This is a genomic window from Paenirhodobacter sp., from assembly GCF_047600745.1.
In the GTDB taxonomy this organism is placed as follows: Bacteria; Pseudomonadota; Alphaproteobacteria; order Rhodobacterales; family Rhodobacteraceae; genus Rhodobacter.
The window spans coordinates 211,382-225,667 of record NZ_JASGKI010000004.1; the positions used below are offsets into that span (position 1 = coordinate 211,382).

The following is a 14,286-nucleotide window of genomic DNA, read 5'->3' on the forward strand; positions in this document are numbered from 1 at the left end:
CGGTGGCGGGGTGCTTCTGCATTGCGATGCGATCCAGGCCCATGCTGTCGAGCCGAAGATCGGCATGATCCCCGGCTGGGGCGGAGGAGGAGATCGTCGCCCGTGAACATGCGCCTGTTCGGGACGGTGCAGACCATGGCCCGGGGCGAACATATGCTGAAGACCGGCAAGCCATTGAAGAACTGAGGAACCTTGAGGGAGGAGACCCCAATGCTCGGACTGATGATGAACACACCGCTTCTGGTGTCGTCGATCCTGCGCCACGCCGAGAACTACAACGGCGACAGCGAGATCGTCTCGCGCACCGTCGAGGGTGGCACCCACCGCTACAGCTATGCCGACATGGCCGCGCGGGCGAAGAAGGTGGCGAACGCGCTGGCGAAATTCGGGCTGAGCCCCGGCGATCGGGTCGGCACGCTGGCGTGGAACGGCTATCGGCATCTGGAACTGTATTACGGCATCTCGGGGGCGGGCTATGTCTGCCACACGATCAACCCGCGCCTGTTCCACGACCAGATCGAATTCATCATCAGCCATGCCGGGGACCAGATCCTGTTTTCGGACCTGAGCTTCCTGCCGATCCTCGAAAGCCTGGCGCCGGTGCTCAAGGGGCTGAAGGCGGTGGTGATCCTGACCGACCGGGCGCATATGCCGGTGTCGGAGGTGCTGGACCTGCTTTGCTACGAAGAGCTGATCGCCGACGAATCCGACAGCTACGACTGGCCGGAGTTTGACGAAAACACGGCCTGCGCCCTGTGCTATACCTCGGGCACCTCCGGGGCGCCGAAGGGGGTGCTTTACAGCCATCGCTCCGTCGTGCTGCACGCCATGGCGAGTTCGAGCGCCGACATCATGAGCATCTCCAGTTCGGAAACCGTCTGCCCGGTGGTGCCGATGTTCCACGTCAACGCCTGGGGCATGCCCTATTCGGTGCCGATGATCGGCGCGAAGCTGGTCCTGCCGGGGGCGAAACTGGACGGTGCCAGCCTGTTTTCGCTGTTCGAGGAGGAGGGCGTCACCATCACCGCGGGCGTGCCGACGGTCTGGATGGGGTTGCTGGACTGGATGGATGCGCATGGGCGGCATTTCACCACGCTGAAGCGCGCGGTGATCGGCGGATCGGCCCCGGCGCCCGCGCTGATCACCCGGTTCCGCGACAAGGGCGTGAACGTGCGCCACGCCTGGGGGATGACGGAGACGAGCCCGATCGGGCTGGCGTCCTCGCTGAAGCCGAAGCACGCAGTGCTCGATGACGAGGCGCGGCTGATGCTGGAGGCAAAGCAGGGGCGGCCGGTGTTCGGGATGGAATTCCGGATCGAGGGGACGGACGGCAACCCGGTGCCGCGCGACGGTAAATCCTATGGCGCGATGCTGGTGCGCGGGCCCTGGGTCGCGGCGGGCTATTTCAACACCCCCGAAAGCCCGGCGCATTCCGGCGGCTGGTTCGACACCGGCGATGTGGTGACGATGGATGCCGACGGCTTCGTGCAGATCGTCGACCGCAACAAGGACGTGGTGAAATCGGGTGGCGAATGGATCAGTTCGATCGAACTGGAAAACATCGCGCAGTCGCATTCCGCAGTGAAGGAAGCCGCCGTCGTCGCGCGGGCCGATGCCCGCTGGGGCGAGCGGCCGGTGCTGGTCGTGGTGCTGCGGGACGGCGCGCGGTTCACCCGGGACGACATGGTGGACCTCTTTACCGACCGGATTTCGAAATGGAGCATCCCGGAGGATCTGGTCGTGGTGGACGAACTGCCCCATACCGCCACCGGCAAGCTGTTGAAAATGAAGATCCGGGAGATCGTCGCCGCGCGGTTCGCCGCGATGGAACCCGACGACAGCATCCTGTCCTGACGCTCTCGGCCGGGCCCGGCGGGGCTCGGCCAAGCCTTGCCGATGTGCGCTCCGGCTGAGCGAGTTCCCGCTTTGCGGAGGCATTTTTCGCGGGTATAGTCCGGCACGAAGAAAAAGGGTGGATGGGGACAGATGCGGAAACTCACCGGGGCGGCTACCCTGGGACTGGCGCTTGCACTTGCGCCACTCTCTGCGGATGTGGCCAGGGCCGAGGGGCTGGTGCTCTCTGGAAAATCGACGAAATCGCGGGCGACCCTGTTCCGCAACCAGACGAAACTTCTGGATACGCGGCTGGCAACGCAATACGGCGGTTCGGATCGGCTGAAGCCGAAATCCGAAACGGTGCAGGTGGCGGCTGCGGTGCCGCGCTACAGCGGCTCCTACAAGGGCAAATATGTGAATTCGGCGCGCACGGTGGCGGCCAAGCATGGCGTGCCGGAAGACCTGTTCCTGCGGCTCGTGCAGCAGGAAAGCGGGTGGAATCCGAATGCGCTCTCGCCGAAGGGGGCGACGGGGCTGGCGCAACTGATGCCGGATACGGCGGCGTTTCTTGGCGTGGATCCGGGCGATCCGCTGCAAAACCTCGAAGGTGGCGCGCGCTATCTGCGGATGATGTATGAACGTTACGGCAACTGGCGGCTTGCGCTGGCGGCCTATAATGCCGGGCCGGGCGCGGTGGATCAGCACAACGGCGTGCCGCCCTATAAGGAAACCATGAACTATGTGCAGGTCATCTACGGAAGCTGACCACGAAAAAGGCGCGGGATGTCCCGCGCCTTTGTATTTTACATGAAGATCGCGTCGTAACCTACGGAAGAATCCGGGTATATTTTGTTCCCGCCAGCGATGCCCCGGCGATCAGCCCGGCCTGACCGAAGACCAGCGCGATGACCGGCGCGAGCGATGTCGTCGTATCGGTTCCGAGCGCGCCGCCCCGGTCGGGCAGCGCATAGCGTGCATCGGCGCCCAGTTCCCAGCCGTTCGAGCGGCGGAACTCGGCCAGCGCATCGGGCGTCATGAAGAACAGCGCATGGGCATATTGCTGCGCGCCGATCTGGAAGCCGATCGAGGCGGAGGCGGCGGAGTAGTAATCCACCGTCACCCCGTTGATCCGCAGCGCCCCGCGGCCATAGGATCCGCCGACGCCGAGACCGACCTCGGTCATCAGCGGCATATACAGCACGCCGGTCGCCTTGTTCATCAGATCCTGCGTGCCGGGATATTTGCTCAGAAGATAGTCGCGCGTGGCATCGACCCTTGCGTCGATCCGCGCGCCTTCTTCGGAGCCGATGCCATTGCCGCAGGCGGCCAGTCCGAGGCCCGCGGCACTCAGCGCGAGGAGGTTCCGTCTGGAAATCTGTGTCATCTGCTCTCTGCTCCCTGTCCCGGGTTTACCTTCATCTATAAGGCAAAACGGGCGGCCTGTCACTTTTCCTTGAGCCACAGGCGGCTTCTCGCCGATCAGCCCTGCGCGAGCAGCCGCGCCGCTTCGGGGGCGAAATAGGTCAGCACCCCGTCGCAGCCCGCCCGGCGGAAGGCCAGCAGGCTTTCGAGGATGGTCTCCTCGCGCTTCAGCCAGCCGTTGTTGATCGCACCCGCCACCATCGCATATTCGCCCGACACCTGATAGGCATAGGTCGGCACGCCGAACGCGTCCTTCACCCGGCGGCAGACGTCCAGATAGGGCATGCCGGGTTTCACCATCACCATGTCGGCGCCTTCGGACAGATCGCGCGCCACCAGCCGCAGCGCCTCGTCGGTATTGCCGGGGTTCATCTGATAGGTCTTCTTGTCGCCCTTCAGCGCGCCGGTGGCGCCCACCGCATCCCGGAACGGGCCGTAGAACACCGAGGCATATTTGGCCGAATAGCTCATGATCGTCACGTTGCGGTGGCCGTTCGCCTCCAACACGTCGCGCAGCGCGGCGATCCGGCCATCCATCATGTCGGACGGGCCGAGGATGTCCGCCCCCGCTTCGGCCTGCGCGAGGCCCATCTTCACCAGCGCCGCCACGGTCTCGTCATTCACGATCTCGCCGTTCACCACCAGCCCGTCATGGCCATTGGCGTTGTAGGGGTCGAGCGCGATATCCGTCATGACAGCGATCTCCGGCACCGCGGCCTTGATCGCGCGGATCACGCGGTTGGTGATGTTGTCGGGGCTCCAGGCGATTTCGCAGCTTTCGGTCCGTGTCGCCGGGTCGGTGTAGGGGAACAGGCAGACCGCCGGGATGCCCAGCTTCGCCGCCATTTCCGCCGCGCGCACCGCGCCCTCGCAGGTCAGCCGCCTGACCCCGGGCATTGAGGGCACGTCGACATCCGCGCCCGGCACATCGGTGATGAAGATCGGCCAGATCAGATCCTTGACGCTCAGCCGATGCTCCTGCGCCAGGTCGCGCAACGCCGCCGTGGTGCGCATCCGGCGCAGGCGGGTGACGGGGAACGGCGGGATGATCGGCTGCATGGGAACCTCCTTTGGCTGCCTTTCGGTGCCACGGATCGGGGCGGGGCTCAAGCCTTCCGGGCTCACTTTCGCGCGCCTGGGGGATGCGATAAAGTCGCAGCAAAACGGGCAGGCAGACATGATCTTCGACCTTATCGACACCCGCGCCTTCGGCAGCCTGTGGTATTGGATCCTCGTCGCCGCCGCCTGGGGGATGGTGACGCGCCGGGTGCTGGATGTGCCGCTGGATCTGGCCTTTCGTGCCCGCGTTGATGCCGGGGCCGAGGTGCTGGTGCGCGGCCTTCTGGCACAGCGGCGTGTGCCGGGGCTGCCCCGGGTGGTGCTGGTGTCCTGCGCGCTGACGGTGTTGCTGCTGCTCGGTTTCGGCGAGGGGTATGAGTTGGCGCAGGCGGTGGCGCTGATCGCGGTGCCGGTGACGCTCGTTCGGTTGCTCGACCTGTCGGCGGCGCGGCGGGCGCGGGCGGCACCGGATGGGCCGATGCTGGCGCAGGTGCTGTTGAGCCATCACGTCGTGGTGCAGGTCGTGGCTTTCGCGGTGATCGGGGGGACGGCCTGGTATGGCATGCGGCAGATCGTGCGGGCGCATTTCCTCGGCACCTGACGGGGGGCTTGACAGCGGCGGCAGGGTGGATACCTCGGACGGATGGATCACTTTCTTCTCTCCGGCGCCCCCGAGGGCTATGACGCGAAACTTCTGGCGAAGGAACTGGCGCGCGGTCAGCCGGTGATCCATATCGCCCGCGATGATCGGCGGCTGGAGGCGATGCGCGCGGCGCTGGCCTTTTTCGCGCCCGATGCGGTGGTGCTGAACTTCCCGGCCTGGGATTGCCTGCCCTATGACCGGGTGTCTCCCAACCCCGAGATTTCGGCGACCCGGATGGCGACGCTGGCCGCGCTGGCGGCGGGTGTGCCGGGGCCGTTCGTGCTGCTCACCACGCTGAACGCGGCGATGCAGCGGGTGCCCGCGCACGATCTGGTTGCGGCGTCGAGCTTCACCGCCCGGGTGGGTGGCGCGATCAACGAGAAGAAGCTGCGGGAATTCCTTGTAAAGATGGGGTTTTCTCCGGTGTCCACGGTCGCGGAGCCGGGCGATTACGCGGTGCGCGGCGGCATCATCGACATTTATCCGCCGGGAGAATCCGGGCCGGTGCGGCTCGACCTGTTCGGCGACGTGCTGGACGGCGCGCGCCGGTTCGACCCGGCGACGCAGCGCACGACCGAAAAGCTGAAGGCGGTGGAATTTGCGCCGGTCAGCGAAGTGATCCTCGATGAGCCTTCGATCACCCGATTCCGGCAGAATTACCGCATCGAATTCGGCGCGGGCGGCGCGGACGATCCGCTGTATGAGGCGGTGTCGGCGGGGCGCAAGCATGCCGGGATGGAACATTGGCTGGGCTATTTTCACGACCGGCTTGAGACGATCTTCGACTATCTGCCGCAGGCCGCGGTGATGATCGACGATCAGATCGAGGCGCAGCGGATTTCCCGATGGGAGGGGATCACCGACCAATACGACACCCGGCGCGAGGCGCTGACCCGCAAGGATCGTGTCGATACCGTCTACAAACCCGCCGCGCCGGGCCTGCTGTATCTGGACGAAGTGGGCTGGAACGCGGCGCTGGCGGCGCATCGGGTGCTGCGGTTGCAGGTTCTGCCGGCGCCGCCGGGGCCCGGGATCCTGAATGCCGAAGCGCGGATCGGGCGCAATTTCGCGCCGGAGCGTCAGCTGGAGAATGTCAGCCTTTTCGGTGCGTTGAAGGATCATGTTCTGAAGCGACTTCAACTTGGTCCGGTGGTCATTGCCAGTTGGTCCGAGGGCGCGCGGGAACGTCTGAAGGGGCTTCTGGAGGATGAGGGCCTGACCGGCACGAAGCCGATCCGGGACGCGCGGGAGATTGGCGGCATCGGTCTGGCGATCTGGGCGCTGGATCACGGGTTCGAGGCCGACGGCCTGACGGTGATTTCGGAACAGGATGTGCTGGGCGACCGGCTGGTGACCCGGCCGAAGAAGAAACGCAAGGCGGAAAACTTCCTGACCGAGGCGCAGAGCCTGACGCCCGGTGACCTGATTGTCCATGTGGATCATGGGGTTGGCCGCTACAAAGGGTTGGAGACGGTCAATGCGCTCGGCGCCCCGCTCGACTGTGTGCTGCTGGAATATGCGGGGGGCGACCGGCTCTATCTGCCGGTGACCAATATCGAACTGCTGTCGCGCTATGGCCACGAAGAGGGGCTGCTCGACAAGCTGGGCGGCGGCGCCTGGCAGGCGAAGAAGGCGAAGCTGAAGGAGCGGATCCGGCAGATCGCCGACAAGCTGATGCGCATCGCCGCCGAACGGCACCTGCGCGCGGCGCCCATTCTCGAAGCGCCGCATCACGAATGGGAATCCTTCGCCGCCCGCTTCCCCTATACCGAGACCGAGGACCAGATGGCCGCGATCGAGGATGTGGTGAACGACCTCGCCTCCGGCACGCCGATGGACCGGCTGGTGGTGGGCGACGTGGGCTTTGGCAAGACCGAGGTGGCGATGCGGGCGGCCTTCGTCGCGGCGGTGTCGGGAATGCAGGTGGCGGTGATCGCGCCGACGACGCTGCTCGCACGCCAGCATTACAAGACCTTCGCCGAACGGTTCCGGGGCACGCCGCTCACGGTCAAGCCGCTCAGCCGCTTTGTCAGTGCCAAGGACGCGGCGGCGACCCGCGCGGGGCTGGCCGATGGCACGGTCGATATCGTCATCGGCACCCATGCGGTGCTGGCGAAGGGCGTAAAATTCCGCAACCTCGGCCTGCTTGTCATTGATGAGGAACAACATTTCGGCGTTCAGCACAAGGAACGGCTGAAGGAACTGCGCTCTGAAATCCACGTCCTGACCCTCACCGCGACGCCGATCCCGCGCACCTTGCAGCTCAGCCTGACCGGGGTGCGCGACCTGTCGATCATCGGCACGCCGCCGGTGGACCGCCTCGCAATCCGCACCTATGTCAGCGAATTCGACGCCGTGACGATCCGCGAGGCGCTTTTGCGCGAACGCTACCGGGGCGGGCAGTCGTTCTATGTCGTGCCGCGGATCACCGATCTGGCGGGGATCGAGGAATTCCTGCGTAGCCAGGTGCCGGAGGTGAGCTTCATCACCGCGCATGGCCAGATGGCGGCGGGGGAACTCGATGACCGGATGAATGCCTTTTATGACGGAAAATATGACGTCCTGCTGGCCACGACCATCGTGGAAAGCGGGCTCGACATTCCGACGGCGAACACGATGATCGTGCATCGGGCGGATATGTTCGGGCTGAGCCAGCTTTATCAGATCCGGGGTCGGGTCGGGCGGTCGAAAAGCCGGGCCTATTGCTATCTGACGACGAAGCCACGGATGCCGCTGACGCCGCAGGCGGTGAAGCGGCTGCGGCTGCTCGGTTCGCTCGACAACCTCGGAGCGGGGTTCAGCCTCGCCTCGCAAGACCTTGATTTGCGCGGCGCCGGGAACCTTCTGGGCGAGGAGCAATCCGGCCATATCAAGGAAGTCGGCTACGAACTCTATCAGGCGATGCTCGAAGAGACGATCGCCAAGCTGAAATCCGGTGCGATCACCGATCTGGATGAGGGCGAATGGTCGCCGCAGATCAATCTGGGCGTGCCGGTGATGATCCCGGAAAGTTTCGTGCCCGATCTCGACGTGCGGCTGGGGCTGTATCGGCGGCTGTCGGGGCTGACGACGAAGGTGGAGCTTGAGGGCTTCGCCGCCGAACTGATCGACCGCTTCGGGCCACTGCCGCGCGAGGTGAACACCCTGCTGCTGGTGGTGCGGATCAAGGCGATGGCGAAACGCGCCCATATCGCGAAGCTGGACGCCGGGCCGAAGGGCGTCAACATCCAGTTCCATCAGGATAAATTCCCGAACCCCGCCGGTCTGGTCGAATTCATCCAGGGCAATCGCGGGCAGGCGAAGATCACCGGCAACAAGGTCTTCGTCGCGCGCGACTGGGGTTCGGATGCCGAGAAGATCAAGGGCAGTTTCGAGATTGCCAAGGATCTCGCCGCGAAGGTGATCGCGGCGAAGGCGTGATCACTCGGCCGGTTTCGTCCGGCCGAGCATGACCCATGCAATGGCCGAACAGATCAGCGTGGTGACGACCAGCGGCAACGGCGAGCCGGTGAACATCTGCCCGATCGGCCCGCCGATCAGCACCGCTCCCACGGTCGAAAACGCGGTGAGCACCGAGGCCGTCATTCCCGCCAGATGACCCATCCCCTGCATCGCCATCGCGTTGATATTGCCGAAGGTGATCCCGGCGATGAAGAACACCGACACCACCCACAGGAACAGGATCGGCAGCGCCTGCGGCCCGATCGCGACCCCGGCCAGCACCAGGACCAGCATCAGCGCCGACAGAACCACCTGCATCAGATACCCCCCGCGCGCGAGCCGCATCATCCCCAGCCGGATCACGAAGCGCGCGTTGATGAAGGAGGCGCTGCTGGCCAGGATCGCCCCCGCACCCAGCCAGTAGGGGAAGGTATCGGTCACGCCATAGGCGGCATAAAGCTGCTGCGCCGTCGACAGAATGGTGAACATCTGCCCGAAGCCGAGCGTCAGGACCAGCGTGTAGATCCGCACGTCGCGGTTGCCCAGAACCTCGGCCGCGCCCGCGATCAGCTGCGACGGAACCAGACGGCGGCGGCGTTCGCGGGGCAGGGTCTCGGGCTGCCGGATCATCATCCAGCCGAAGCAGATCACGCCAAAGATCAGAAAGGCGCCGAACACCCCGCGCCAGCCGAAATGATGCGCGATGAACCCGCCCAGCGTGGGCGCGATCGCCGGGACCAGCATGAAGAACATCATGATGATCGAGGTGATCTTCGCCATGTTCGGCCCGGCATGCAGGTCGCGGATCAGTGCCATCGGCACGATCCGCCCGGTGGAGGCGCCGAGCCCCTGCACGAACCGCGCCAGCAGCAGCAGTTCCAGGCTGTTCGCCCAGATCGCGGCCGCCGCGCCGACCAGATAGATTGCCAGCCCGCCCGCCAGCGTCGGCTTGCGCCCCGCCGCATCCGAAATCGGCCCGACGAAGAAGGTGCCGAGCCCCATGCCCAGCATGAAGGAAGTCAGCACGAGCTGCGCCCGGTTGACGTTTTCGGGCGACAGCGCCGCCGCGATGTCGGGCAGCGAGGGCAGCATCGCGTCGATGGAGAAGGCCACCATCGACATCAGCAGCGCCAGCAGCGCGACGAATTCGGGCAGGGGCAGGCTTTTGGCCGCCGGTTGGGGGGCTGGGGTCACGGGATACGCCTTTCTGGGAATCGCGCGGAACATATCGCGCCCGCACGCGAATGCCAGCGCTATCGCCGCGCAGGGGGGTGTGCGCCAGCGCTCAGGCGGCGATTTCGTCGATCACCTTCAGCCATGTCTCGACCGGCTGCGCGCCTTCGAGGACATATTGATTGCCGAGGATGAAGGTCGGCACTGCGCGGATGCCCCGCTCGCGGGCATGGGCCTCGGCTTCGGCAACGGTGTCGCGGTCGGCGTCGGAGGCCAGCAGCCGGGCAACCATGGCCCGGTCCATCCCGGCCTCCGCGGCGATGTCCGCCAGCGCCGCCGGGGCGCCAATGTCGCGCCCCTCGCGCCAATAGGCCCGCATCAGCGCGGACATCACCCGGGTCTGCCGTTCTTCGAGCCCGGCCCAGAACAGCAGCCGATGCGCGTCGAAAGTGTTCGGCATCCGCCGGATCGCGGCGAGGTCGAGCGTCACGCCCGCCTCCCGCGCCGCGTCGAGCACGGGGACATGGATCCGCTCCGCCTCCGCCCCGAAGCGCGCCTGAAGGAAGGCCTGCCGGTCCATGCCTTCGGGCGGCAGGGTCGGGTTGAGCTGAAACGGCCGCCAGGCCAGCGCGAAGGGATGATCCGGTCGCGCCTCCAGCGCACGGTCGAGCCGCGCCTTGCCGATCAGGCACCAGGGGCAAACGGGATCGGCGAAAATATCGAGCGAAATCATGGGGTCTCCGAGGTCCAGCCGGCGCGGATCGCGCGCCGGTCGATCTTGCCGTTGCGGTTGCGGGGCAAGTCCGCGACCTGACGGTAAAGGCGCGGCTGCTTGTAGCGCGCGAGGGTGGCGGCGGCATGGGCGGAGAGCGCCTCCGCCGTCGCGGCGCCGGTATGGGCCATCGCGATCACCGTGGCTTCCTCTGACACCCGGACCTCGACCGCCGCGACCTCTCCGGCCTCCGGACAGGTGACCATCGCGGCCTCGACCTCCAGCGGCGAAACGCGGAAGCCCCCGGCATTCATCATGTCATCGTCGCGACCGATATAGCGGATCGCGCCCTCGGGCGTCATCTCCACCATATCGCCGGTCAGGAACCAATCCCCCGCAAACCGCGCGACGGTTTCCGCAGGCGCGCCCATATAGCCCAGAAACAGGCCCGGATCGCTGCGATGCACAGCCAGAACGCCCGGCTCGCCACGCGGCACGGGGGCACCGTCGCGCAGCACGGCGACATGGCGGCCATCCTGCGGCCAACCGGCAGTGCCTTCGGGCGCCGGGCGCGCGGGGCTGGACGAGATGAAGGTCGAGCATTCCGACATGCCGAGCGCCTCGTGAATGGGGGTGCCGGTGGCCTCGGTCCAATGCCGCCGGGTCAGGTCCGGCAGGGCTTCGCCCGCGCTCAGCCCATGCCGCAGACGGGGCAGGGCAATCTTCGCGTGATGCCTGAGAATCTGCCGGTAAACGCCCGGTGCAGCAGCAAAAATGGTGGCATCGAACCGGCGCAGCAGCAGCGGCAGTGCCTCGGGCCGCACATCCGCCGCCGGGATCAGCGCGGTGGCCCCAACGGACCACGGATCCATAAGCCCGGTGCCCATCGTATAGGTCCAGTTGAACGCCCCGGCATGCAGCAGCCGGTCGGACTCGTTCAGCCCATACCAGCCGTCTTGCATCATCCGCCGCGCCCAGATCGCGCGATGGGCGTGCATCACCGCGCGGGGCTGCCCCGAAGTCCCCGAGGTGAAGACGATATAGCCCAGCCGCTCCGGATCGCCCATGTCCCAGGCACAGGGCGGCAGGGCCTCGAACCCGCGTAGCTCGGCTTCGGTGATCACCGGCACGCCTTCGGGCAGCGCGATACCTTCGCCCGCCACGACAAGCCGGGGCGTGACCTGCGCCGCCATCTTGCCGATCTCCGCCGCCGTCAGTTGCGAGGACGTTGGTACCGGCACCAGCCCGGCGGCGATCGCGCCCAGATAGGCCACCGGAAATTCCGGCGTATTGCCCAGCCGCAGCAGCACCCGGTCCCCCGGCACGGCGCCCGCGTTCAGAAAGCCGGTGCCCGCGCCGCGTACAGCCGCCTCAAGCCGGGCGTAGGACCAGCGCTCGGCCCCGGTCGGGCGCAGGATCTGCATCGCCGATTTGTCGGCCAGCCGCCCGGCATGGGCCAGCACATGCGCCGCCATGTTGAACGGCGCGGGAACGGGGTCGGAGACGGTCGGGACATGGACGGACAGCATGGAGTCCTGCTACGTCAGGCCGGGCCCCCGCGCAAGCCTATCTCCCGTCGCCGAACTTGGCGTCGTCGTCGTATTCGTCTTCGCCCTCGGGGACGTATTTCTCCGACAGCATGATCGAATGGTTGTCATGCTCCGGATCCATGATCACATCCGAAGGCAGTTCCCCGGTCAGCCAGTCGCGGATCTCGTCGCGCGCGTCGCCGGGCTCCTGCTCGGTGAGCCGCGCGATATAGGCGATGAAGGCGCGCTGATCGCCGTCGATCTCGTCCAGCGCATCCTCTTCGGCGTCCGGCCAACGGTCGGTGATCGCGTCGTAGAACGCGCTCCAGTTGTCCTGCACATGGCTCCATTTCATCGGCGGATCTCCTTCCCCATACCCCATATTGCGCCGGTGGCGCGCGGCTGAAAAGCCCCGATCAGAGCCAGCCCTGAACCGAGCGCGCCGCGCCCGAGATGTCGTCGCCGACACCGGCCACCGTGTTGCATCCGCTCAATGCCGCCGCGAGGACGGCCAGAAGGACGAGTTTCTTCATTTCGCTGCCTCATACCACCAGACTTCGGGTTGGAACCCCGGCCAGTCCCCGTATAGCGGAAGTCGTTCGGGGAAGTGAAGTTCCCGGACATGCGCCAGCCGCGAGACCTTCGGATACCAGGCCGGGATCACATAGCGCCCCGCCGTCAGGATCCGGTCCAGCGCACGGACGGCGGCGGTGAAGTCCTCCGGCCCGGTCGCGTTCAGCATCGCGTGGATCATCGCCTCGGCGGCGGGGGAGTGCATGCCCATCAGGTTGCGCGAGCCGGGTTCGGTCACGCCGCGCGCGCCCCAATACAACATCTGCTCGTTGCCGGGCGAGAGCGACAGCGCCAGCGTCATCCAGGTCATGCCGAATTCGTAATTGCTGCGCCGCATCTGATATTGCGCATCATCCACCGGGGTCACGTCGGGATAGATGCCCAGCCGGTTCAGCGCCTCGACATAGATCTGCACGATCTGCCGGGTTTCGGCGGCGCCCTGCGGCAGCAGGATTTCAAAGGTGAAAGGCACCCCTGCCGCATCGCGCAGCACGCCCGCACCATCGACATGCCAGCCCGCCTCTTCCAGCAGACGGATCGCCTTGCGGTTGTTCGCCCGGTTCAGCGCGCTGCCATCCGAGACGGGCAGGGTATAGCCCTCGACCGTGCCGGGGGGCAGGCTGTCCGTGAAGGGCGCCAGCACGTCGGCCACCCGTCCCGTGGCCGGGCCGGGCCGCATCGCCAGATCGGAATTCGCGAAATAGGAGGTGATGCGCGGCTCCGTCCCGCCATTCAACGTGCGGTTGATGAATTCAAAATTGAACGCAAGGGTCAGCGCCTCGCGCACGCGCCAATCCCGGAATACCGGCAGGCGGGTGTTCATCACCAGCCCGCTGATACCCGAGGGCCGGTGATGCGGGATTTCGGACAGCACGACCTGCCCGCTGCGCACGGCGGGGAAGTCATAGTCGCGCGCCCATTTCGCGGCATTGGTTTCGCGGAACGTATCGGTGGCCCCGCCCTTGAACGCCTCGAAGACCACGCCGCTGTCGCGGAAATAATCCCACCGCATCCGGTCGAAGTTGTAGCGCCCGGCATTCACGGCCAGATCCTTGCCCCACCAGTCCGGATTGCGTTTCAGGGTGATCGAGCGGCCCATGTCCACGGTCTCGACGGTATAGGGCCCCGATCCCACCGGCACCACCTGCGTGGCGCGGGTGAAATCCAGCCCCTGCCACTGCGCCTTTTTCAGGATCGGCCCCATCCCCATGATCAGCGCCAGTTCCCGGTCCGGCTCGGTGAAGGTCACGCGCAGCGAGCGCGGCCCGGTCTGCACGGCCTGGGCCACCTTGCGCCGGGCGTTGGTATAGCGCGGATGGCCCTGCGTACCGAGGGTTTCGAGCGACCAGATCACATCCTCGACCGTGACCGGGGAGCCGTCGGAAAACCGCGCCTCGGGCCGCAAGGTGAATTCAACCCATGTGCGCGCGGGATCGGTCTCCACACTTTCGGCGAGCAGGCCATAGAGCGTGAAGGGCTCGTCGATCGAGCGCATCATCAGCGGCTCGGCCACATAAAGGGCGATTCCCTGCGCCGGCCGGCCGGTCAGAATCCAGGGGTTGAGCGAATCGAAACTGCCTGATTCCCCAAAGCGAATCTGCCCGCCCTTCGGGGCCGAAGGGTTCGCATAGGGGAGTTGCGTGAAGCCTTTTGGCAACGCTGGTTCGCCATACATGGCGATTCCCTGTGCGGGTTCCGCCCTCACGAAAAGCGGCGCGAAAGCCAATGCCAGCACGGCGAATCCCCGCATCAACCCTTGCCGCATCTGCTCCATATCCCTGGCTTTGTCTGTATTTTCAGGCCGCAAGCTAGTGCGGGGCGCGCTCCGGCGCAAACTTTTCCCTTGGAGGGCGGCAAATAGCGGCTTATAAAGAACTCACTGCTCGATAGGTTTCTTG

Annotated in this window: 12 protein-coding genes; 4 read left to right on the forward strand and 8 right to left on the reverse strand. The window is 66.0% G+C overall.

Features of this window, described 5'->3' with window-relative positions:
* Positions 1-210: 210 nt before the first annotated feature.
* Complete coding sequence (locus tag QM789_RS09640; protein WP_420351704.1) at positions 211-1,854, forward strand: long-chain-fatty-acid--CoA ligase; 1,644 nt, start codon at positions 211-213, stop codon at positions 1,852-1,854.
* A 132-nt stretch (positions 1,855-1,986) separates the two neighbouring features.
* On the forward strand, positions 1,987-2,601 hold the full coding sequence (locus tag QM789_RS09645; RefSeq protein WP_420351705.1) for a lytic transglycosylase domain-containing protein: 615 nt from the start codon (positions 1,987-1,989) through the stop codon (positions 2,599-2,601).
* Between the two features lie 61 nt (positions 2,602-2,662).
* Here QM789_RS09645 and QM789_RS09650 read toward each other — a convergent pair whose 3' ends face one another.
* Both QM789_RS09650 and hemB read right to left on the reverse strand, forming a co-directional pair.
* Positions 2,663-3,220, reverse strand: coding sequence for a YSC84-related protein (locus QM789_RS09650; RefSeq protein WP_420351706.1), 558 nt, complete (start codon positions 3,218-3,220; stop codon positions 2,663-2,665).
* A gap of 95 nt (positions 3,221-3,315) precedes the next feature.
* On the reverse strand, positions 3,316-4,317 hold the full coding sequence (gene hemB, locus QM789_RS09655) for a porphobilinogen synthase (RefSeq protein WP_420351707.1): 1,002 nt from the start codon (positions 4,315-4,317) through the stop codon (positions 3,316-3,318).
* 118 nt (positions 4,318-4,435) lie between these two features.
* Here hemB and QM789_RS09660 point away from each other — a divergent pair, with 118 nt between their 5' ends.
* Positions 4,436-4,918, forward strand: coding sequence for a component of SufBCD complex (locus QM789_RS09660; protein WP_420351708.1), 483 nt, complete (start codon positions 4,436-4,438; stop codon positions 4,916-4,918).
* Positions 4,919-4,960: 42 nt separating this feature from the next.
* Complete coding sequence (mfd, locus tag QM789_RS09665) at positions 4,961-8,380, forward strand: transcription-repair coupling factor (protein WP_420351709.1); 3,420 nt, start codon at positions 4,961-4,963, stop codon at positions 8,378-8,380.
* On the opposite strand, the gene QM789_RS09670 is transcribed toward mfd, so the two are convergent.
* From QM789_RS09670 to QM789_RS09695, 6 genes are all read right to left on the reverse strand, one after another.
* Positions 8,381-9,595: a multidrug effflux MFS transporter gene (locus tag QM789_RS09670; protein WP_420351710.1), complete on the reverse strand. Its 1,215-nt coding sequence runs from the start codon at positions 9,593-9,595 to the stop codon at positions 8,381-8,383. It abuts the gene before it with no gap.
* A 91-nt stretch (positions 9,596-9,686) separates the two neighbouring features.
* The gene (locus QM789_RS09675) at positions 9,687-10,307 is read right to left on the reverse strand and encodes a DsbA family oxidoreductase (protein ID WP_420351711.1); all 621 of its coding nucleotides are present in this window, start codon (positions 10,305-10,307) and stop codon (positions 9,687-9,689) included.
* A complete protein-coding gene (locus QM789_RS09680) occupies positions 10,304-11,815 on the reverse strand; it encodes a class I adenylate-forming enzyme family protein (protein ID WP_420351712.1) in 1,512 nt (503 codons plus the stop codon). The genes QM789_RS09675 and QM789_RS09680 overlap by 4 nt, the downstream gene beginning before the upstream one ends.
* Before the next feature lie 37 nt (positions 11,816-11,852).
* A complete protein-coding gene (locus tag QM789_RS09685) occupies positions 11,853-12,170 on the reverse strand; it encodes a hypothetical protein (RefSeq protein WP_420351713.1) in 318 nt (105 codons plus the stop codon).
* A gap of 61 nt (positions 12,171-12,231) precedes the next feature.
* Positions 12,232-12,348 (reverse strand): lipoprotein, encoded by a 117-nt coding sequence (locus QM789_RS09690; protein ID WP_420351714.1) that lies wholly within the window; start codon positions 12,346-12,348, stop codon positions 12,232-12,234.
* Entirely contained in the window at positions 12,345-14,162 is a 1,818-nt protein-coding gene (locus QM789_RS09695) for an extracellular solute-binding protein (RefSeq protein WP_420351715.1), read from the reverse strand. The genes QM789_RS09690 and QM789_RS09695 overlap by 4 nt, the downstream gene beginning before the upstream one ends.
* Positions 14,163-14,286: the final 124 nt, after the last annotated feature.